Origin of the sequence: Sphingomonas sp. PSPC2-2, from assembly GCF_049897725.1 — a bacterium.
Classification (GTDB): domain Bacteria; phylum Pseudomonadota; class Alphaproteobacteria; order Sphingomonadales; family Sphingomonadaceae; genus Sphingomonas.
In genome coordinates, this window is record NZ_JAFCWU010000008.1 from 1 (window position 1) to 18,599 (window position 18,599).

Genomic DNA, 18,599 nt, shown 5'->3' on the forward strand with positions numbered 1-18,599 from the left:
TCGAACGCTTCTACAATCCCACGCGCAGGCACTCGACCTTGGGCTATCTCAGCCCCATGGACTTCGAGAAGCAGGCTCATGTAGCCTAACTTGGTGTCCATGGGACCGGCAGCAGCTCATAGAAAGGCGAATTGAGATAGCAGCCGGGCAGGCTGAACGCGTCGAGAAACACGAAGGATAGCGGCGGATAGATGCTGCGCCACACATCATAAGTACCGGGGTTGTTCGCCCAATAGGCGGTGTTGAACCAATCCATGAAGGTGTCGTTGGTATCGAACACGAAGGGTTGCGGCAGGTAACCGAGGACGCCGAACTGCCATGCCGTGCAGGCGACGCTCGCCAGCACGGTGAGCGCGAGCAGCGCTTCCGGGATCAAGGCAAGGTGGCGACGCATCAACTCGCGTGGACGGTCGGAGCGGTTGCGCGGGTTGCCGGGAAGTTGATCCGTTCGCTTTCCAGCACCAGCGGAGCGCCGCGCGTCCGTTCGGCGATGACGCGGACTTGCTCGCCGATCAGGCCGACGAACAGCATCAGCACGGCGAACATCGCCAGCGCCAGCGCGGCTGCCAGGACTGACCAGACGGGGCCGCCGACGAAGGCCGCAGTAATCGAGCCGAGCGTGAGCAGGATGGCAAGTGCACCGGTGCCGAGCGCAATGAGGATGGGAGCGCGCAACAGTGTCTTCGCGGATCCGGCCAGCCCGGACAGGGCAAAGGAGGCGAGCGCGGCGACATCGTTCTTCGACGTACCCGCAGCGCGTGCCGGGCGATCGACGGGCACCAGCGCCAGACGGTAGCCGCTTTCGACCACCATCCCCCGGAAAAAGGGTTCCGGCTCGTTCCAGGTGGCGAGCGTATCGACCACCACCCGGTCGAACAGGCCGAAACCCGTAACGCCGGGGATCAGCGGATAGTCGCTGATCCGACCCAGTACCGCATAACCAAGCTGCCGGACCGGCCCGAGCAGGCCCGCGCCTTCCTCCGAGCGGCGTTGGCCGAGCACGATCTGCGCCCCTGCGCGCCACAGCCGCAGAAATTCTCCGATCATTTCGGGCGGATCCTGAAAATCCGCGCACATGCCGATCACCGCCGCGCCGCTCGCCTGGTAAATGCCGTAGGTTGGCGAGCGCATTTGCCCATAGTTGCGGGTGTTGAAGATGGCGCGAACCCGCGGTTCCGCAGCGCACAGGTCGCGGATGATATCGCGCGTGCCGTCGGTCGAACCATTGTCGATCAGGATGATCTCGTATGAGTGCGCATGGCGGGCGGCCTCGGCACCCACCGCCCTGCAAATCGCAACGACATTCTCTGCTTCGTTGAAGCAGGGAATCACGATCGACAGTTCGGGGGTGCCTCGGCCGCTCATCGGTCTGCATTCCGGGGGGCAAGACGCAGACCGGTGGCGGGTGCATAAATTTCGGTGAATGCGGCGCAAAGCAACACGAGCAGCAGCACCGCCACCGCCGGGATGTTGTACTTGCGATCGGGGTCGAGCCGCGGCGCTTCGATCATCTGGACGTCCGATGCGGTCTCGGCGGCGAGTGCATCGACCGCGACCTCTTCGGAGGAACGCGCGTAGACTTCATACAATGCCTGCGCGAAGCGATAGTCGCGGTAAAGATCGAGATATTCGCCCGACATGGCGGAAAGACCGGCAACGTTGGGACCGGCGGCTCCGGCGGCGGGGGCGGTGGTGCCGGCAATCTGCGCGCGTAACGCGGAAACTTCCGACTGCACCGACTGGAGTTGCGGGTTTTCAGCACCCTGGAAGCGTTGCAGCGTTTCCAGTTCGACCTGTTTCGCCTGGAGTTGGGCCTGGAGCCCGGCGCGCAGCGTGAGTTCCGCACCCAATTGCGCTTCGGGCTCGGCCAGCTTGTTGCGGCGGCGGAAATCGCTGAGCGCCGCTTCGGCCTTGGCCGCGCGGACGACGGCTTCCTTGAACCGCCGCTCGACCACCGCGCGCTTGCGCCGCACCCGATCACGACCGAGCGCGTTGATGCGCTCGCCAATGGCCTGGACATAGGCGCGCGTCAGCCGCTCGGCCAATTGCGGGTCATGCGTGCGCGCGGTGATTTCGAGGATGCCGCCGGTGAGCGAATGCACGTCCATGTCGCGGTCGAGCGCCCTTTCGGCCTTGGCGTGGTTGGCGTAGCCGCCTGGACCAACCAGCCCGAGGCGGGCGATCACCGTGTCGCTGACTTCGCCGCCGCGACCGATCGCCAGATACAGGTCGATTGGGGTCTTCGCGTTGCCGAGCAATGCCGCAAAGCCTTGGAGCTGGCTGCCCGCTGCGCCCATCGACGAACTGAGCCCGATCGAGCTGCCATCCTGCGGCACGATCTTGGCGCGGGCTACGTAAGGCTGCGGAAAAACACAGAGAATGGCGAGCAACACAGCGAGCACAGCATACGCGATCCGCCGATTGCGGGCATCGTGCCGCAGCGACACGAGGCCGCTCCCGATCGTCATCGCGCGGCTCAATTCAGCAGCGCGGCGATGGTGGCCGCCCCGGTCAGTCCGCCGAACAGGCTGCTGGTGACGTCGCGCATCCGCGCCCAGAATTCGCCGCGATTGGAATCGATCGGCACGTAAATCAGGTCGCCGGGCAACGCTGCCTCGCGGAAGATCCGCTTGCGGTTGGAAAGCACGGTGCCATTGGCGCGAACCACGAACACCCCGGTCTTGTCGCCAAGCTTCTGCACACCGCCTGCCGAGTGAACGAAGTCGCCGATCGTCATGCCGCGGCGATAGGCGAAGGACGCCGGGCTCGGCACAGCGCCGAACACACCGACCGTCACCGGCTGCGGCGGGATGTAGATGCTGTCGTTATTCTCCAGAATAAGATCGGCGGGCAGGGTGGTCGCCGTTACCGGCAGGTCGAAGACCAGGCGACCATTCGGCTCGCGTTTGCGCAATTGCTCGACGATCGACTGGATGAGCGCGACATTGCCCACCTGGGCCGAGCGGGCGTGGTCGACCGAGACCAACGGCTGGGTCGAAAGCTGGAGCTCCATATCCTTGACCGCGCGGTCAAAACTCGCGCGTTGTTGCTGACGGACGCTGTCGCGGGTGATCACGCTCGCATAAGGAAATGCCCCCGCGGTGAGGCCACCCGCTTCGGCGAGCGCCGCGCCCAAATGCGCACCGGGTTGCAGATAATAGCGCCCGGGCTTCGCCACTTCGCCGGTTACGGTGACGAGCACCGATTGCCGTTCGAGCGGGCGGGCGAGCCCTAGGTTGGTAAGCACGCGGACGATGTCGCCGCGCTGTGCAGGGCGCGCGCGCGCCTCGGCGGGGGTCAATTGCTGCCAGCCGGCATCGCGCTGCCCCAGCGAATCGAGCACGAGCAAGCGGCTGTTGTCGGCAACGGTGCTGACGCCACCGGCATAGAGGATCGCGTCCTGCAAGCTTTCGCCCGCGCCGACTTCGAAGATCGCCTGGCGGTTGATCGCGCCGACCACCGCCACTTGCGGGCCTGCGGGGGCAATATAGATGACGTCGCCATTCTGGAGGGGCGCGTCGCCGCTTTTGTCGCCTTTCAGCAGCAAGTCGTACAAGTCGAAATCAGAGATGAGTTTGCCCGCGCGCCGCAACTGAATCGAGCGCAGGCTGCCACCGGCGGCGGGTCCGCCCGCTGCCAGCACGGCGTTGACCAGGGTCGCGAGACTGCTGACCGAATAGGAACCTGGCTGGTTGGCGAAGCCGGTAACATACACGGTAATGCCGCGCAGCCGCACCACGGTCGTTTGCAAATCAAAGCCGCGATACTGGCGTGCGATCTGGCGGGCGATGACGTCGTGCAACTCGGCGTAGCGCACACCTGCCACCGTGATCCCGCCCACCCGGGGTACGAAGATGCGGCCTTCGGTGTCGACGGTGAGCCGCAAATTGGATGCCTGAACCGATCCGCTCAAGCTGATCTGGATCTGATCGCCGGGATTGAGCCGGTAATCGTCTGGCACTGCAACCGTCGGTGGGGCCGAAAAATCGCGGGCACCGGGGGTCAGCAATTCTGCGCCGAAGCGCCGGACCGGCATACCCGCTGCTTCGGACACGTAACTCTCGAATGGACTGGGCGGCGCGGCATGGGCGCGTGGGCCCGTCTCGGGCTTGGTCGCCCCGGACGGCTCGTTCGCCTCGGGCGGCGGACTATCGATAACCGCTGGCTGAAATCCCGCCGTGTTGGTTTGCGGGGGGATCGCGGTCTGGGCCGCCGCAGCGCTTCGCGGTTGTGCGGTGGCATCCTGCGATTGCGCCGCCACTGGCGACAGCAACTGCGCCATGCCCGAACCGGGTGCCAGAATCAGCGCCAGGGCGATTGCGGTAGAAGAGGCGAACAGCGGGCGGGCGGTCGTCATGCGGCAATGCCTTCCGCGTCGGCCAAGGCGCTCCCGACGCCCAGCAAGAGCGCCGATGCGCTGTCCCACAAAGCCGGGGTGGCAGCGGCGAGAACGCCCGCACTGTTCGATCCGACGCGATAGGGGCGGTGATCCCAATGCCGGATTTCGCCGCCGGCTTCGGTCAGAAACACCGCACCTGCGGCGTGGTCCCAGGGGAGGATGCGCTGGAACAGCGTGATATCATTCTGTCCGAACGCGACGCGCGGATAGCTTTCGGCCGCACACCGCGGGATCGGTGTCAGGTCAAAGCGCCGACTGGCGCTTGCCTGCACGCGTGCGCGCTGCACCGGTGCCAGGAACTGCGTGCCGAGCGCCGCGATCGGACGCGCGCGTCCGGACGGGGTGGTGCGCACGCGGGCACCGTCGCACGTCGCGCCCCTGCCGCGCTCGGCATGGCAAAGCCGGTCGCGCAACGGATCGAGCATCCAGCCAGCCAGCGGTACGCCGTTTTCGACCAGCGCGATCATGAGGCCGAACGGTGCCTCGCCCCGCGCGAAATTGGCGGTGCCGTCGAGGGGATCGATCAGCCAGACAAGCCCGGTACCGATATTGTCGAGCAGTTCGGGTGCATCCTCGACCGCTTCCTCGCCAACAATTCGCGCACCCAGACCCAGCGCTTCCAGGCCATCGCGCAGGCGAAGCTCCGCCTCGCGATCAGCACGCGTAACGATTTCGCCCGGGCGCTTTTCCTCAATGTCGTGCGGTGCCAGCGCGCGGAAGCATGGCATCACCACCGCTTGTGCCACCTCGCGGAGCAGCGCGGAAACCTGTTCGCGAAGCGCCATTGCAGATCAGGCCGCCACGCTGGTCTTTTGATCGAACGACGCGCGGGCGCTACGCTCCCGCATCATCCGCAAGCGGGCGAGGTCTTCGTCCGCAATCGTCGCATAATAGTCGCGCTTGTTCTCCAGCCAGGCGAGCTCGAACGCCACGGCATTGGCAATCGCGGCTTCGAAGCGCGGATGCTCGGCGGTGGCACCATCGAACACGACCTTGCGCGTTTCGAACCGGTCGAGCCGAACCTTGCGGATTTCGCGCAGCGCAGGCCCGGCCTCGACTGCTACCGACCCGCCGACGACCAGTTCCAGATCCGCTGCAGCGCAGGCGCGCGCGACCGACAGCACCGCATCGGTGATCTGACGATCGTTGATCGCGCCGCGCGGCAGGCCTCGCGACAAGGTGAAATCCACCCGGCCGAACACCACGCCATCCAGATCGGCACCCGCCAGCGGCAGCATCGCCTCCAGGTTGCGAAGCGTCGTATCGGTCTCGAGATTGAACAGGAACTTGGCGCTCGCGGGCTCAAGGCCATAGGTCTTGCGCTTGGCCTCGATATATTTGGTGAGCGCATAGGGGGTCTCGATCATCGGCGCGATGATGTGGTCGACGCCGTACAGGCGCGATGCCAGCAAATCGGAGATCGCCTCGCAGCCGCCGATTTTGAGCGCGACTTTCAAGCCCGCGGCGCGGGTGAGGTGCAGCAGGCGAAGAAACTCGTCGGGACGCGTGCCTTCGGCTTCGAATTCGGCCTTGACCGCGACCACGCCAAATTCGTCCCGGCCCCTTTTCAGCATGTCGAGCATGCCGCGTTCGGTGATGTTCAAGGTGGCTTCCCTCTCGATCCGCAGGTGGTTGTCGGGACAGAGACGGAGCCTCGCGGGGGAACCCGTAAAGCGTTTTTCGCCCGGTCGCGGATCGGCCAGCAATTACGGGTTCTGCACGGGCGCTCCGTCTTCGCGCTATGCCGCTCGCCTTGACGCTTTGCCCGTGCCTGTTGCTGATCGTCGCGCCGATGCCGACAGCGGAAGCCGGTGGCGGCCTTCCCGCCGGCAATGACGCGGCCTTTCGTGACCGCATGATGGATTGGTCGGCAGCACAGGCCCCGCCGATCCTGAATGCTCCATTGGCGACCCTCGGTTTGCCCCGCCTGTCGTCGCGTTTCGGCGTTCGCGAAGACCCGTTTCACGCGGGACACGCGCTGCATAAGGGGATCGACATACCGGGTGCCTTGGGGTCGGCGGTGCGCGCTGCCGATGCAGGCACCGTGCGGTTTGCCGGTGTCGCGGGCGGCTATGGCAATCTGGTGGAGATCGTCCATGCCGGCAATCTCGAAAGCCGTTATGGACATTTGTCGCGCCTGCTTGTCCACGACGGGGAGAGAGTCGAACGCGGGGACGTGATCGCGCTGATGGGATCGAGCGGGCGATCGACCGGCAGTCATCTGCACTTCGAGGTGCGATTGAACGGGCAGGCCGTCGATCCGCTTGGCATGTTCGGGGCGGTTGCGCAGAGCGAAGGAACGGCCTCCCCCGCCGCTGCGCCGTCGCATATCTCCGCCTTTGCGCGGGCGCGCGATCGGGCGGCGGCGGTGCGGTAAGTTCATCGCTGGCCGATGCAGCACCGGACGTGCCCATTGCCGCCCGTTCCATGCAGGGACTTGGCAACGCATGGCCATGCACTCTAGAGCCGATGCCACTCGACGTCGTACGGTGCCGGTGCCGCCAACCCATCGCGGCGGCGGACGTATGCGCAGCATGGCGATGGAACTTGGCTCTCGAAATGGATGCAGAACGGCACAATAGCGGGCTGCAACTCCTGATCGTCAACGAGCGTGCGCGTCTGTTGCGCTTTCTGGCGGTGCGCGGCGCGGGCGACGAAGCCGAGGATGTGCTGCAGGATTTGTGGCAACGCGTCGCGCTGTCGACCAGCCAGCCTGTCGTCGATCCGATCTCCTATCTCTTTCGCGCGGCCGAGAACCTGATGCGCGACCGGCACCGCTCGAATGTCAGCCGCGAGCGGCGACAGCAGGATTGGCACAGCACCGGCGATACCCCGCAGGATGTGCCTGGCGGCGAACGCGTGCTGATCGCGCGGCAGCGGTTGCGCGAAGCCGACGCCGTCCTCGCCGCCTTGGGGCCGCGGGTCGATCGGGTGTTTCGGAGCTATCGCCTGGAAGGGGAAAGCCAGGCATCGATTGCAAAGACGTTGGGGGTGAGTTTGAGCTCGGTCGAGAAGGATTTGCAAAAGGCGTATCGGGCCTTGGCGGCGCTAAAGGTAAAGTTGGATGCGGAATGAGCGCTACCACTCCGTCATTAGGGGGATATGGTCATGAACGCGCCTGAATCTGCAACGGTCGAGGAAACCGCGCGCCGCTGGGTGATCCGGGTTCACGACGCGTCCTTTGCGGATTGGGACGGCCTCACCGAATGGCTCGAACAGGATCCCGCGCATCTTGCGGCCTATGATGCTGCGGTCGACGACGACCATTGGGCGGAGGAGGTGCTGCGCAGTGCGCCACCGCCGGTCGCTCTTGGAGGGCGTCCGCGCACGCATCGGCGCTGGGCGCTGGTCGGCGGCGGTGCCGCTGCCGCTGCCGCGTTGGCGGTCGTTGGTGCCTGGGTCACGCTCTTCCCTGCCGACCACAAGCAGGAGATTGCGACCGGGCCGGGCCAGCACCGCACCTTCGCGCTCGCCGATGGCTCAACCGTGATCCTGAACGCCAGTACACGTCTCACCTTTGATGCAAGCAAACCGCGCGCGGTGACGCTGGTTGCGGGCGAAGCGCTGTTCACCATCCGCCACAATGCGCGCGATCCGTTTGTGGTGACGGCGGGGGGGACGCGGCTGGTCGATGCGGGCACGGTGTTCGACGTCGTCCATGATCACGACGCGCTTGAGGTTGCAGTGGCGCAAGGGGCGGTGGTGTACGCGCCCGGCAAGGACAACATCCGCCTTGATGCCGGCGCGAACCTGACGCGCCCAACGGCTACCGCAAAACCTCGACTCGGCAAAGTCAGCCCCGACGGCATTGGGGGCTGGCGGACTGGCCATTTGGAGTATGACGATGTGTCGCTCGATCGGGTTGCGCGTGATCTGAGCCGCAATATCGGCGAGCCGATTCGTATCCCCGACATTGCCGGGCGCATGCGATTCAGCGGAACCTTGATGCTGGCAGATTCTCCCGGGCGCACGCTCGACCGCGCCGGACCGCTGCTGGGTGTTCGCTTTACGCGCGGGAAGGACGGATGGGCGATGGCCGCGGCCGATGCGGATCGGTAACAGGGTCTGGCCGCTTGCGGCGATCGGCATGGCGACACCAGCATTGGCGCAGGAGCGCGCCGCAGCGGTCGATGTCCGCTCTGCACCCCTGGCGCAGGCGGTGCGCGCGCTGAGCCTGCAGACCGGTGCCAGCATCGGTTTTCGGGAGCCTCGCCTCGGAACGATCGGCGTGCGCCGGGTACAGGGGCGGTTGACGGCAGAACAAGCGCTCGCTCGCATGCTCAAAAAAACCGGCTTGCAGGCCCGGCGGGTCGCATCGGCGACCTATCTGGTCGAGGCGGCTCCCGCCGCAGTTCCTCGCGCGCCACGGGCCATGCCCGCAGCGGCGCACCCGCCGGCAACCCGCCCTGCTGCGGAGCCGGAGCCCGAACCCCAGGATATCGTGGTGACGGGGTCGAAGCGCGACATCCCGCTCGGCGCCTATCCCGGCGGCGTGCAGATCCTCGATGGCCGCAGCCTGAGCGCGGCGGCGGCGGCGCGCGGCAACGATCTGCTGGAAATGCGTGTCGCCAGCGTCGCATCGACGCACCTCGGCCCTGGGCGCAACAAACTGTTCATCCGCGGTATCGCGGATTCGAGCTTCGTCGGGCCGACCCAGGCGACGGTTGGCCAATATTGGGGCAATAGCCGCATCACCTACAGCGCGCCCGACCCGAGTTTGCGGCTGTACGACGTCGAGCGGGTCGAGGTGCTGGAGGGGCCGCAGGGCACGCTGTACGGTGCCGGATCGCTCGGCGGCGTCGTGCGCGTCGTGCCGCGCGCGCCCGATCTCACCGCGTTCGGCGGGCAGGCGTGGGGCGGCGTGCAGGCGGTGCAGCATGGCGGCTTGGGAGGTGACGGCGGTGCCATCTTGAACCTGCCCGTGGCACCCGACCGCGCGGCGCTGCGCGCGCTGTTCTTTGCCTCCACCGATGCCGGATATATCGATGACGTGAAACGCGGGTTGAAGGACGTCAATCGCGTGCGGACGCTTGGGGGGCGGCTTGGCGTTCGGATCGAGCCCGGCGATGGATGGACCGTCGATATCGACGGGGTCGGCCAGAGCATTCATGGAGACGATGCGCAATATGCCGATCGCGGGGGCAACGGCCTGACGCGCGCCAGTTCGATCGCGCAACCTTATGACAACACCTACGGCCTGGCCGAACTGGTTGCGCGCAAGCAATGGGGCACGCTCGATTTCACCGCGTCGCTTGGCTATACTCGGCAGAAGGTTGCCGAGATCTTCGAAGGGCAGGAACTGTCCGATCCCGCGCGACCGGCGCTCGCTCCGTCGATAAACAGCGCTATTGCCGCTTTCGGGCAGACCAATCAGATCGAGATGGTGTCAGCTGAGGGTCGGCTGGGACAACGCGGTCGCGACGGCACCGGGTGGGTTGTCGGGCTAAGCCTGCTCGGGAACACCGCGACCGTCAATCGCCGGATGTATGTCGACACCGGCCCGGCCGCCTCCGGCGTGCCGCTGACGGGCGTCCGGAACATGGTTCAGGAAGCGACGGTCTATGGCGAGGGTACCGTCAAACTGCTGCCCCGACTGACGGTCACGCTCGGCGGGCGCGCCACCACCTCGCGGCTCTCGGGCAAATCGCTGGACGTCGTGCAGCCGGTGGCGCTGCGGGTGGAGCCGGGGGCTGAGGCATCGCGCAGCGAATCGCGCTTTCTGCCGTCGGCGGCGCTGGCCTATCGCATTGGCGATGCCTGGACGCTGTTCACGCGGTATCAACAAGGCTTCCGCCCAGGCGGAATCGCGGTGCGGCAGGACTTCATCCAGCATTTTAACGCCGACCGCCTCGGTACGCTGGAAGGAGGATTGCGTTGGCGCGCCCACCGGTTGGACGCCAACATCGGAATCGCCTGGACACGGTGGACCAATATTCAGGCGGATTTGATCGACGGCTTTGGGTTTCCGACCACGTCGAACATCGGCGACGGACGGATCCTGTCGATCGGGATGGCCTCGAAATGGCGACCAGTCGACGGACTGGAACTGGAGGCTTCGCTCTATCTCAATAGCAGTCGGGTCATCCGTTCCTCGCCGTTCCTGATCAGTCTCGAAGGTGCCAATCTCGATTCGAGCCGTTTGCCCAACGTGGCCGATGCGAGCGGTCGCGTCGGTGCCACCTACGAGCGCCGCGTCGCTGGCACCCCCGTCCAAGCGACGGGCTTCGCTCGCTATATCGGCCATTCGACGCTCGGCGTCGGCACGGTGTTGGGAAAGATCCAGGGCGCGTATTGGGACACCGGGACCGAGCTTCGCATCGGTCCGCCGCGTTTCGGGATCAGCCTGGCGGTCACCAATCTGCTCGATATGCGCGGCAACCGCTTCGCTTACGGATCGCCGTTCCTGCTGCGCGACCACGACGAAATCACCCCACTGCAGCCGCGCAGCGTCCGCCTGGGATTCGATCTGGCTTTTTGAGCGCCACTGCGGTGGCGAGGCGGGTTCTCGCCATGGACCGATTACGGGCTCGTCCCGGTGCCTCCGTCTACCACAGGGCTGAATGATTTCGTGATTTGTCTTGGTGGCAAGGGATGTTTGATCAAGGAATATTTGCCGCGCTCGGCTGGAGACCGTCGCTGACGCTCCATCAGGCACTGGAATGGGTCGTCGCCTGGCACCGGGCGGTGGCGGCGGGGCAAGATGCGCAGGCCGTGACACGCGCGCAGATTGCCCGCTATGTAGAGGTCTCTGCGGTCCGGGAGCTGGCTTGACGGGGAAGGTGTTGCGCTTGCGCCCCCGCCGGGCAATTCTTGCGCGGCGGTTTCGTTTGGGACATGCGGGCAACCGCGTCGTCGATGCGCGTCTGGCCGGCTTGACGGCGAGCGTGTCGCGCCAAGCGACTTCGGGAGAGGGTTCGAGTGTCACAATACCCCGGAGCGAGCGCAGGAGCCCATGAGGCAACCGCCCCAACGGTCATCGTCGTCGACGATGATTCGATGGTGCGCGCGGCGATGGACTCCCTGTTTCGTTCGATCGGGCTGCAAACCCTGCTTTTCGACTCCGCCCAGGCGCTCTTCGAACATCCACGTCCCGCCGGTCCCACCTGCCTCGTCGTGGATATTCGCCTGCCGCGCATGAACGGCATGGAAATTCAGGCGAAGCTGGCGGAGCGCGGCGATCACGCGCCGATCATCTTTATCACCGGCTATGGCGACATCGCGATGAGCGTTCGCGCGATGAAGGCTGGGGCGGTGGACTTCCTCGCCAAGCCATTTCGCGATCAGGACATTCTCGACGCGGTCGAAGCTGCGCTGGAGCGGGATCGTAAACGGCTGGCCGCCGAAAATGCGCTTCATGCGGCAGGCCAGCGTTACGCCACGCTAACCCACCGCGAAACGGAGGTAATGGGACTCGTGGTTGCCGGGTTGATGAACAAGCAGATTGCCGGCCAGCTGGGCCTCAGCGAAATCACGGTCAAGATGCACCGCGGCTCGATGATGAAGAAGATGGGGGTTCGCACGATCGCGGATCTGGTTCGCGCAGCCGCGCTTGCCGAGGGGCGTACCTCTTCTGCCTAGACCTTCGTATGGTTTCCGCTTTGAACAACCGCTTCTAAAGTTCGTGCGTCGGCATCGCTCCGACCGGGAAAGTTGATGCAGGACAGAGCGCGGACGGTTGCCATAGTTGAAGACGACGAGCTCGTGCGTTTGGCAACCGTCAGCTTGGTGCGGTCGCTCGGGCTGGAGGTGGCGGAGTTTCCTTCGGCGCTCGCGTTTCTGGATTCGCCACCTGCGGAGCTGGGCTGCATCGTTTCGGACCTGCATATGCCGGGTATGTCGGGTGTGGAACTGCATGAGACACTTCACGCGAATGGCAGCACTGTTCCTTTCATCCTGATGACCGCCTATCCCACGGAGCAAATCAAGGATCGCGCGGGAAGGGGTGGTATCGCGTGTCTTTTGGAAAAGCCGGGTGCAGCCGAAGTCCTTGCCGGCTATCTCGCCGATGTGCTTGGTCCGCTTGATTGAGCGGCGCACGCGGCTGCAGTTCCGACGAATTGCAGACCGACGTAGAGCTAAAGCCGAAACCCATATCTAGGTATGATCAAACGGGCAGTCGGGCCGACCTAAATAGGCGATGATCGCGACCGGATAGCCGATGCAGTACTTGTTGTCCGGATCGCGGTCTTTCGATGTTCACCTCGTGCGTTCGCTTGCGAACACGATCAGAAAGGTCCGCCCATGCTCAAGCCAACACTTCTTTTCACCAGCCTCCTTGCGGTTGCTCTTGCTGGTCCAGTCTCCGCGCAGAGCGCCAAGCCCGTTTCTGTCAAGAATGGCGTCGTCACCACCAATCAATTCGTCAACACGCGCAAGGGTGGCGAAGAAGTCTCATGCGAGGACTTTCTCAGTCTGGCTGACAAGTTCAAGCCGCAAGCGGTTTCCTACGCCATCGGTCTGAACAAGGGGCGTGATCCCAAGGTCAAGGTCATCGACGTTACGGGGGTTGAAAAAATCGTGCCGGTCGTGGTCAGCACGTGCAAGTCGCGCCGTCACGGTGCGCTGCGCGATACGGTCAGCACTGTATTGTATCAGCGGTAAGGCCAAGGGCGGATCAGCGTTGCTGGTCCGCCCCTTTCGTGTGCGCGGGATCGCGCTTTCTGGGCTCGGTGCCGTTGGCGCAAGAGCTAGACGAACAGCGAAAAGAGTGTGCCGGGCGCGGCGTCATGCCACGCGTAAGAGGCGTTAAGCCGGGTTGCCATCATCTCAATCAGCCGCGCACCAAAGCCGGTCCCTTGAGGTGCGGCCCCCGCGACGATGCCGCGCCCCCGATCGGACACATCGAGGCGATATCCCCCGAAAGGCATCGCGGATAACGTAATCCATACGTCGCCCGGCTGCCCCGGCTGATAGGCATATTTGCAGGCGTTGCCGACCAGCTCGGACACCAGAATGCCCAGCGCGGTCGCGTCGTCGGACGAGACCGTAACCGGTTCGACACTGACGACGATATTGCGCCCCGCCGCCGGATCGGCGCAGCACTGCTGAAGATCCTCGCCCAGTGACTGCAAATACGCGGCCAGATCGACTGCGAGCGGATCGCCGGCCTGATAGAGGTGCCGGTGCACCCCCGCGATGGCCGCAATGCGGCGCTGAGTCATGGTGAGCGCCGCGAGCGCCAGGGGATCCGCCACGCGGCGTGCCTCGATCGACACCATTGCCGCGAGCAGTTGCAGATTGTTGGCGATCCGGTGATGGGATTCGTCCGCAACGGTCCGCTTGGCGGCAGGCGGAAGCACGGTGAACGCCGAGGGGGTGTTCAGCGTGAGAGTCGGCACAGGGGTCATTGGCGGAGTGCTCTCTTCAAACGGTGATGAGACCTGATCCTCCGTTTGCCGAGCATGCGCCATCATACGGACGTTTAGGCCGCATCCAGACGCTTTTGTAAGGACCGACAGGACGTGCGCCAGGGCCCGGTCCATCATACGGAAGTCTGGGGTCGGCACCTGCAGAGATGGCTAGCGCATATCCGTCGGTGGAATAGGGTCTGGCTCCGGTCGGCGGGGCGATGGCTCGGTCGGGCGATCGTTGAGACGAAGGGGAGACGCATGGTGAGCGACTTGGCCAAAACGCCGTCAGGCCTGATCTGCGTTATCGATGACGACAGTGCTGTGCGCGCCGCTATCGACAGCTTGCTACGCTCGGTTGGCTTTAGCGTGTGTGCCTTTGAGTCGCCGGACCAATATCTCGGGTGCGGGCGAGCGGAGGAGGCGGCATGCCTGCTGCTGGACATCCGTCTGAACGGCTTGAACGGTCTCGATTTTCAGCAGGAGCTGCTGGGGCGTCAGTTGCATGTGCCGGTGATTTTGATGACCGGGCACGGCGACATCCAGATGACGGTTCGCGGGATGAAAGCGGGGGCCGTCAACTTTCTGACAAAGCCCTGCAACGATGACGACATTCTTGCGGCGATCGATGAGGCCGTCGTGATCGATCGCGCGCGCCGCGCGGCGCGTTGCGAGGCGGAGGACGTTCGTCGCCTGTACGATACGCTGACGCCGCGGGAACGCGAGGTGATGAGCCTCGTCACGGCGGGTCTGCTCAATAAGCAGGTTGCCGGTCGCCTGTCGGTCAGCGAAATCACGGTCAAGATCCATCGCGGCAATATGATGCGCAAGATGCGGGCGCAGTCGCTCGCCGACCTTGTCCGGATGGCAGAAGGGCTGGGTGCTCGCGAAGTCACCGCCGCCAGGTTCGCCGCTTACGCCTGACGGCCCGCCGGGGACCGCAACTATCGTATAATTTGCCCGCCCGGCGGTCGGGGCTAGCCCGTTTCTCGAGAAGCAATCCAGCTTCAGCCCGGAGGCGCGACGCATGCCATTCCCAACTGTCGAACCATCCCGCCGCACCGTCGTGATGGGGTTAGGCGGGGTTGCAGCGGCGACGCTGCTGCCCTCGGCAGGCTTCGCGCAATCTCATTTCCCCCAGCCTCACGGAGATACGATCATGAGCAGTGGTTTTGTGAAGACCAAAGACGGTACCGAGATTTTCTTCAAAGACTGGGGCCCGCGCGATGCCCAGCCGATCGTCTTCCATCATGGCTGGCCGTTGTCGGCGGACGATTGGGACACGCAGATGCTGTTCTTCCTGCTCAACGGCTATCGTGTCGTCGCGCATGATCGGCGTGGCCACGGCCGTTCCACCCAGGTGTCGACCGGCAATGACATGGATCATTACGCCGCAGACGCATCGGCAGTGGTCGAGCATCTCGATTTGCGCAATGCGGTGCACATCGGCCATTCGACGGGTGGCGGCGAAGTGGCACGCTATGTGGCGCGCTATGGTGAGCCGCAGGGGCGCGTCGCCAAGGCGGTGCTGGTCAGCTCGGTGCCCCCGCTGATGCTCAAGACGCCGGGCAATCCGGGCGGCACGCCGATTTCGGTGTTCGACGGTTACCGCGCGGCACTCGCGGCGGGACGTGCGCAATTCTATCTCGATGTCGCGTCGGGCCCGTTCTACGGCTTCAACCGTCCGGGCGCGAAGGTCTCGCAGGCAGTGATCGACAATTGGTGGCGGCAAGGCATGATGGGCGGCGCACTGGCCCAATATGAAGGCATCAAGGCGTTTTCGGAAACCGACCAGACCGACGATCTCAAGGCGATGTCGGTGCCCACGCTCATCCTGCAGGGCGATGACGATCAGGTCGTGCCCTATAAGGATGCCTCTTTGCTGCAGGCCAAGCTGGTGCAGCACGGGACGCTCAAAATTTATCCCGGCTATCCGCACGGCATGTTGACCACGCATGCCGATGTGATCAATCCGGATCTGCTTGCCTTCGTAAAGGGCTGACCTTCCCGGCCATCGCACGCGCCATCGGGAATGATCGACCGGGTATTGTCTCCAATTGCCGGTTTGGTGTTCCCGCTGGGGCCGCGATGCGCTAGCGGAAAGGAATGCCTGCCAAGCGAAAGATCCTGGTAGTGGGGGGCGGCACGGCCGGATGCCTTGCCGCCGCCTATCTCGCTCGCTTCTTCGATGGGCGGATCGAGATCACGCTGCTGGAATCGCCCGACATCGGGATCATCGGGGTCGGCGAAGGCGCGTTTCCCACAATCCGCGCGACGCTGCAGTTCCTTGGCATCGATGAAGCGCACTTTTTGCGCGAGACATCGGGCACCTTCAAACAGGGTATCCGTTTCGACGACTGGCTGCACGCGCCGACCGCCGACGGGCGGCGACATCGTTACCTGCATCCGTTCGAAGCGCCGTTCCATACCGAGCGCACCAGCCTGGTTCCCTATTGGCTGTTGCAGGACGCGGCGAAGCGCGCGCCCTTTGCCGAAGCCATGACGATCCAGAATCGCGTCGCCGAAAGCGGCCGTGCGCCCAAGCGGGCCGATGAAGGCGCGTTCTCCGGGCCGCTCAACTATGCCTATCATTTCGATGCGGGCAAATTCGTTGAGATCATCGAACACCGCGCGGTCGAACTTGGGGTGCGGCACCTCAAAGGGTTGCTGACCGACGTCGCGCTGGCCGAGGATGGCAGCATCGCCCATGTCGCGACGCGCGAGCATGGCGCGTTGGAAGCCGATCTTTATATCGACTGTTCGGGCTTCCGCGCCGAGTTGATCGGCAAGGCGCTGGGCGCGCCGTTCAAGTCGGTGCGGGACCAATTGTTCACCGATCGCGCGCTCGCCTGCAAGATCGGTTACGATCGTGCCGATGCGCCGATCGAGAGTTTCACGATCGCGACAGCGCATCCGGCGGGGTGGACATGGGATATCGCGCTGGAGGGTGCGCGCGGCATCGGGTGCGTCTATTCCTCGGCGCATATGACCGACGATCGCGCCGCGGAGATGTTGCAGCGCTATATCGGTCACGATCGCTTTACTGCGCGCACCATCCCGTTTGAATCGGGCTATCGCACGCAGCAATGGATTGGGAATTGCGTCGCGGTGGGCCTGTCGGGGGGCTTTCTGGAGCCGCTCGAATCGACCGGCGTGGTGCTGGTCGAGGCGGCGGTGGCGATGATCGCCGAACTGTTTCCCCATACCGGGCCGATCGATGCGCCCGCGCGGCGTTTCAATGCGCTGATGGCGGCGCGCTATGACCGGATTATCACCTTTTTGAAGCTGCATTATTGTCTCAGCCGACGCGAGGAGCCGTTCTGGCGCGACAATATCGCCCCGGACTCGATCCCCGAGGCGCTGCGCGATCTGCTGGACCAATGGCGGCACCGCCCGCCCAACCGCTTCGATTTCCTGATCGATGTCGAAAGCTTCGCCTATTTCAACTATCAGTACATCCTGTACGGCATGGACTTCCCGACCGATCTTGCGGCGGGCCGGGGGGATTTTCCGGACGGGGCGGTTGCGGAAAAGATGTTCGCGCGCATCCGCAGCTTTGGCGAGCGCGCGGTTGCCGATTTGCCGACCAACCGCGCGCTGCTGCACGATATCAATGCCGGTCTGATGCTTCGCTAAAGGTTCCAGTCGATCTGCAGCCACGCTTTGTCGGTATCGGTCGCGAAGCTTGTTGCGCGATAGCGCGCAAAGCGTGCCGACAGCGTGTAGTGTTTGCGCCGGGCCGAAGCGATCAGGTCGAGCTCGTCGCCATAATGCTGATCGAGCCGGTCGCTGGCAAAACGGTGCCAGGTCGCGCCCAGAGTGATGGCGTCGAGCGGGCCGATGTTTTTCCAGCCATAGCCGATCGTCCCATAACCGTCGCGCAGGCCGTTTGGCGGCGTGGTCGCGAACTTGCTGGCCCAACCGTTGAACTTGAAGAAGGAGGCGAGTGGCGTTTGTACGCTGGTCAGCGCGATACCCTTGTCCGCGCCCAGCACCTCATAGCCGATCGTTGCGGTGAACGCCTTTATGCCGAGCGTCGCTTCGCCCAGCCAATAGCTCGCGGCATAACGATTGGGGTTGCGATGCCAGTTGCTTTGCCGCGCCCAGCTCGCACTATAGCCAAGCGAGATGTCGCGGGTGAGCGCAGCCTTGCCGGCAAAGCGCACGCCATAGATCTGGCTCGACAGGCGAAAGCCCTGCACGGCGCTGGCATCCTGATCGACGAGATAGGCGAAGCCGCTGACTGTGCCGATGCCGGTCGCATAGCCAAGTACCGCGAAGAGGTTGTTGCCGCCGATGTAGCGCGGCCGCGCGCCCGTCCCGTTGCTACCGTTCACGGTCTGCACGTTCCAGCTATAGGCGAGGTCCGCGGTGAGTCCGGTCGCCTTGCCCCATTGGAAGCGTGCGGCATCGAAGGTCTGCTCGCTTTGCCGCCATCCGGCTGACCCGACGAAGCGTTCGTCGACAAAGGCGAGGCGTTGCCGTCCCGTCGTCAGCGCCAGGCCATCCTTGCCCGCATAGCGCAATTGCGCGCGGTTGAGCTCGATATTCTCCGGATCGGCCACCAGCGGGTAGAGCGTCTTGCCGTTCAATCCGTCATTGTAGCCGTCGGCCAGCGCCAGCACGCCCTCGCCCTCGACGAGGGCGGACCAGCCGTTCCAGCTGGCGGTGACACCGGGGCGTATGCGCAGCGTCACCGCATCGGCATCGCGGGGCAATCCATCCTGGTCGATATGCTCGTAGCGCAGGCGCACGTCGGCGCTGGGGGTAACCGTAACCTCCTGGGCATGGGCGACACCCCCCAACGACAGGCCGGCCGCTATCGCAAGCGCGGTCTTCATGGCGTTCTCCGA

At 64.6% G+C, this 18,599-nt stretch carries 20 protein-coding genes; 12 read left to right on the forward strand and 8 right to left on the reverse strand.

Features of this window, described 5'->3' with window-relative positions:
- On the forward strand, window positions 1-89 hold an 89-nt coding region (locus ACP7BY_RS14605), incomplete at its 5' end, for an IS3 family transposase (RefSeq protein ID WP_426288173.1).
- Here ACP7BY_RS14605 and ACP7BY_RS14610 read toward each other — a convergent pair.
- From ACP7BY_RS14610 to ACP7BY_RS14635, 6 genes are read right to left on the reverse strand one after another with little or no spacing between them, the layout of a single operon-like run.
- Window positions 86-394, reverse strand: coding sequence for a hypothetical protein (locus ACP7BY_RS14610; RefSeq protein ID WP_249340832.1), 309 nt, complete (start codon window positions 392-394; stop codon window positions 86-88). The two genes, ACP7BY_RS14605 and ACP7BY_RS14610, sit on opposite strands and share 4 nt — an antisense overlap.
- Window positions 394-1,365, reverse strand: coding sequence for a glycosyltransferase family 2 protein (locus ACP7BY_RS14615; protein WP_033965108.1), 972 nt, complete (start codon window positions 1,363-1,365; stop codon window positions 394-396). Before ACP7BY_RS14615 ends, ACP7BY_RS14610 begins: the two co-directional genes overlap by 1 nt.
- Entirely contained in the window at window positions 1,362-2,468 is a 1,107-nt protein-coding gene (locus tag ACP7BY_RS14620; RefSeq protein WP_137902718.1) for a capsule biosynthesis protein, read from the reverse strand. Before ACP7BY_RS14620 ends, ACP7BY_RS14615 begins: the two co-directional genes overlap by 4 nt.
- Window positions 2,469-2,476: 8 nt before the next feature.
- Window positions 2,477-4,357, reverse strand: a complete 1,881-nt coding sequence (locus tag ACP7BY_RS14625; protein WP_137902717.1) for a polysaccharide biosynthesis/export family protein — start codon at window positions 4,355-4,357, stop codon at window positions 2,477-2,479.
- Complete coding sequence (locus ACP7BY_RS14630) at window positions 4,354-5,184, reverse strand: inositol monophosphatase family protein (RefSeq protein ID WP_126849007.1); 831 nt, start codon at window positions 5,182-5,184, stop codon at window positions 4,354-4,356. Before ACP7BY_RS14630 ends, ACP7BY_RS14625 begins: the two co-directional genes overlap by 4 nt.
- A gap of 6 nt (window positions 5,185-5,190) precedes the next feature.
- On the reverse strand, window positions 5,191-6,003 hold the full coding sequence (locus ACP7BY_RS14635; protein WP_231565115.1) for an aldolase/citrate lyase family protein: 813 nt from the start codon (window positions 6,001-6,003) through the stop codon (window positions 5,191-5,193).
- Between the two features lie 137 nt (window positions 6,004-6,140).
- Here ACP7BY_RS14635 and ACP7BY_RS14640 point away from each other — a divergent pair, with 137 nt between their 5' ends.
- From ACP7BY_RS14640 to ACP7BY_RS14675, 8 genes are all read left to right on the forward strand, one after another.
- On the forward strand, window positions 6,141-6,776 hold the full coding sequence (locus tag ACP7BY_RS14640) for a M23 family metallopeptidase (protein WP_052192353.1): 636 nt from the start codon (window positions 6,141-6,143) through the stop codon (window positions 6,774-6,776).
- A 182-nt stretch (window positions 6,777-6,958) separates the two neighbouring features.
- The gene (locus tag ACP7BY_RS14645; RefSeq protein ID WP_033965109.1) at window positions 6,959-7,474 is read left to right on the forward strand and encodes an RNA polymerase sigma factor; all 516 of its coding nucleotides are present in this window, start codon (window positions 6,959-6,961) and stop codon (window positions 7,472-7,474) included.
- Between the two features lie 33 nt (window positions 7,475-7,507).
- Window positions 7,508-8,458, forward strand: coding sequence for a FecR family protein (locus ACP7BY_RS14650; RefSeq protein ID WP_033965111.1), 951 nt, complete (start codon window positions 7,508-7,510; stop codon window positions 8,456-8,458).
- Window positions 8,459-8,486: 28 nt separating this feature from the next.
- Window positions 8,487-10,877: a TonB-dependent receptor domain-containing protein gene (locus tag ACP7BY_RS14655; protein WP_137902723.1), complete on the forward strand. Its 2,391-nt coding sequence runs from the start codon at window positions 8,487-8,489 to the stop codon at window positions 10,875-10,877.
- A gap of 113 nt (window positions 10,878-10,990) precedes the next feature.
- On the forward strand, window positions 10,991-11,170 hold the full coding sequence (locus tag ACP7BY_RS14660; RefSeq protein ID WP_033965113.1) for a hypothetical protein: 180 nt from the start codon (window positions 10,991-10,993) through the stop codon (window positions 11,168-11,170).
- A gap of 147 nt (window positions 11,171-11,317) precedes the next feature.
- Window positions 11,318-11,977 (forward strand): response regulator transcription factor, encoded by a 660-nt coding sequence (locus tag ACP7BY_RS14665; RefSeq protein WP_033965115.1) that lies wholly within the window; start codon window positions 11,318-11,320, stop codon window positions 11,975-11,977.
- Window positions 11,978-12,052: 75 nt separating this feature from the next.
- Window positions 12,053-12,427: a response regulator transcription factor gene (locus ACP7BY_RS14670; RefSeq protein WP_137902716.1), complete on the forward strand. Its 375-nt coding sequence runs from the start codon at window positions 12,053-12,055 to the stop codon at window positions 12,425-12,427.
- A 213-nt stretch (window positions 12,428-12,640) separates the two neighbouring features.
- On the forward strand, window positions 12,641-13,000 hold the full coding sequence (locus ACP7BY_RS14675; RefSeq protein ID WP_033965117.1) for an HdeA/HdeB family chaperone: 360 nt from the start codon (window positions 12,641-12,643) through the stop codon (window positions 12,998-13,000).
- An 86-nt stretch (window positions 13,001-13,086) separates the two neighbouring features.
- On the opposite strand, the gene ACP7BY_RS14680 is transcribed toward ACP7BY_RS14675, so the two are convergent.
- Window positions 13,087-13,884, reverse strand: a complete 798-nt coding sequence (locus tag ACP7BY_RS14680) for a sensor histidine kinase (RefSeq protein WP_081988725.1) — start codon at window positions 13,882-13,884, stop codon at window positions 13,087-13,089.
- A gap of 123 nt (window positions 13,885-14,007) precedes the next feature.
- Between ACP7BY_RS14680 and ACP7BY_RS14685 the strand changes: the two genes are divergently transcribed.
- The 3 genes from ACP7BY_RS14685 to ACP7BY_RS14695 all read left to right on the forward strand — a co-directional run bounded on the left by ACP7BY_RS14685 (window position 14,008) and on the right by ACP7BY_RS14695 (window position 17,382).
- A complete protein-coding gene (locus ACP7BY_RS14685) occupies window positions 14,008-14,670 on the forward strand; it encodes a response regulator transcription factor (RefSeq protein ID WP_126849000.1) in 663 nt (220 codons plus the stop codon).
- A gap of 235 nt (window positions 14,671-14,905) precedes the next feature.
- The gene (locus ACP7BY_RS14690; protein WP_126848999.1) at window positions 14,906-15,748 is read left to right on the forward strand and encodes an alpha/beta fold hydrolase; all 843 of its coding nucleotides are present in this window, start codon (window positions 14,906-14,908) and stop codon (window positions 15,746-15,748) included.
- A 104-nt stretch (window positions 15,749-15,852) separates the two neighbouring features.
- Window positions 15,853-17,382 carry a tryptophan halogenase family protein gene (locus tag ACP7BY_RS14695; protein ID WP_033965119.1) on the forward strand — a complete coding sequence of 510 codons (1,530 nt, stop codon included), beginning with the start codon at window positions 15,853-15,855 and terminating at the stop codon, window positions 17,380-17,382.
- Here the strand turns inward: ACP7BY_RS14695 and ACP7BY_RS14700 are convergent.
- The gene (locus ACP7BY_RS14700; protein ID WP_033965121.1) at window positions 17,379-18,587 is read right to left on the reverse strand and encodes an alginate export family protein; all 1,209 of its coding nucleotides are present in this window, start codon (window positions 18,585-18,587) and stop codon (window positions 17,379-17,381) included. The two genes, ACP7BY_RS14695 and ACP7BY_RS14700, sit on opposite strands and share 4 nt — an antisense overlap.
- Between the last annotated feature and the right edge of the window lie 12 nt (window positions 18,588-18,599).

Excerpts from the sequence above, each read along its gene's own strand:
- ACP7BY_RS14610 (WP_249340832.1), bottom strand. The coding sequence starts at position 394 with ATGCGTCGCCACCTTGCCTTGATCCCGGAAGCGCTGCTCGCGCTCACC.
- ACP7BY_RS14615 (WP_033965108.1), bottom strand. The coding sequence starts at position 1,365 with ATGAGCGGCCGAGGCACCCCCGAACTGTCGATCGTGATTCCCTGCTTC.
- ACP7BY_RS14620 (WP_137902718.1), bottom strand. The coding sequence starts at position 2,468 with ATGACGATCGGGAGCGGCCTCGTGTCGCTGCGGCACGATGCCCGCAAT.
- ACP7BY_RS14625 (WP_137902717.1), bottom strand. The coding sequence starts at position 4,357 with ATGACGACCGCCCGCCCGCTGTTCGCCTCTTCTACCGCAATCGCCCTG.
- ACP7BY_RS14630 (WP_126849007.1), bottom strand. The coding sequence starts at position 5,184 with ATGGCGCTTCGCGAACAGGTTTCCGCGCTGCTCCGCGAGGTGGCACAA.
- ACP7BY_RS14640 (WP_052192353.1), top strand. The coding sequence starts at position 6,141 with ATGCCGCTCGCCTTGACGCTTTGCCCGTGCCTGTTGCTGATCGTCGCG.
- ACP7BY_RS14645 (WP_033965109.1), top strand. The coding sequence starts at position 6,959 with ATGGATGCAGAACGGCACAATAGCGGGCTGCAACTCCTGATCGTCAAC.
- ACP7BY_RS14650 (WP_033965111.1), top strand. The coding sequence starts at position 7,508 with ATGAACGCGCCTGAATCTGCAACGGTCGAGGAAACCGCGCGCCGCTGG.
- ACP7BY_RS14655 (WP_137902723.1), top strand. The coding sequence starts at position 8,487 with ATGGCGACACCAGCATTGGCGCAGGAGCGCGCCGCAGCGGTCGATGTC.
- ACP7BY_RS14660 (WP_033965113.1), top strand. The coding sequence starts at position 10,991 with ATGTTTGATCAAGGAATATTTGCCGCGCTCGGCTGGAGACCGTCGCTG.
- ACP7BY_RS14670 (WP_137902716.1), top strand. The coding sequence starts at position 12,053 with ATGCAGGACAGAGCGCGGACGGTTGCCATAGTTGAAGACGACGAGCTC.
- ACP7BY_RS14675 (WP_033965117.1), top strand. The coding sequence starts at position 12,641 with ATGCTCAAGCCAACACTTCTTTTCACCAGCCTCCTTGCGGTTGCTCTT.
- ACP7BY_RS14680 (WP_081988725.1), bottom strand. The coding sequence starts at position 13,884 with ATGATGGACCGGGCCCTGGCGCACGTCCTGTCGGTCCTTACAAAAGCG.
- ACP7BY_RS14685 (WP_126849000.1), top strand. The coding sequence starts at position 14,008 with ATGGTGAGCGACTTGGCCAAAACGCCGTCAGGCCTGATCTGCGTTATC.
- ACP7BY_RS14690 (WP_126848999.1), top strand. The coding sequence starts at position 14,906 with ATGAGCAGTGGTTTTGTGAAGACCAAAGACGGTACCGAGATTTTCTTC.
- ACP7BY_RS14695 (WP_033965119.1), top strand. The coding sequence starts at position 15,853 with ATGCCTGCCAAGCGAAAGATCCTGGTAGTGGGGGGCGGCACGGCCGGA.
- ACP7BY_RS14700 (WP_033965121.1), bottom strand. The coding sequence starts at position 18,587 with ATGAAGACCGCGCTTGCGATAGCGGCCGGCCTGTCGTTGGGGGGTGTC.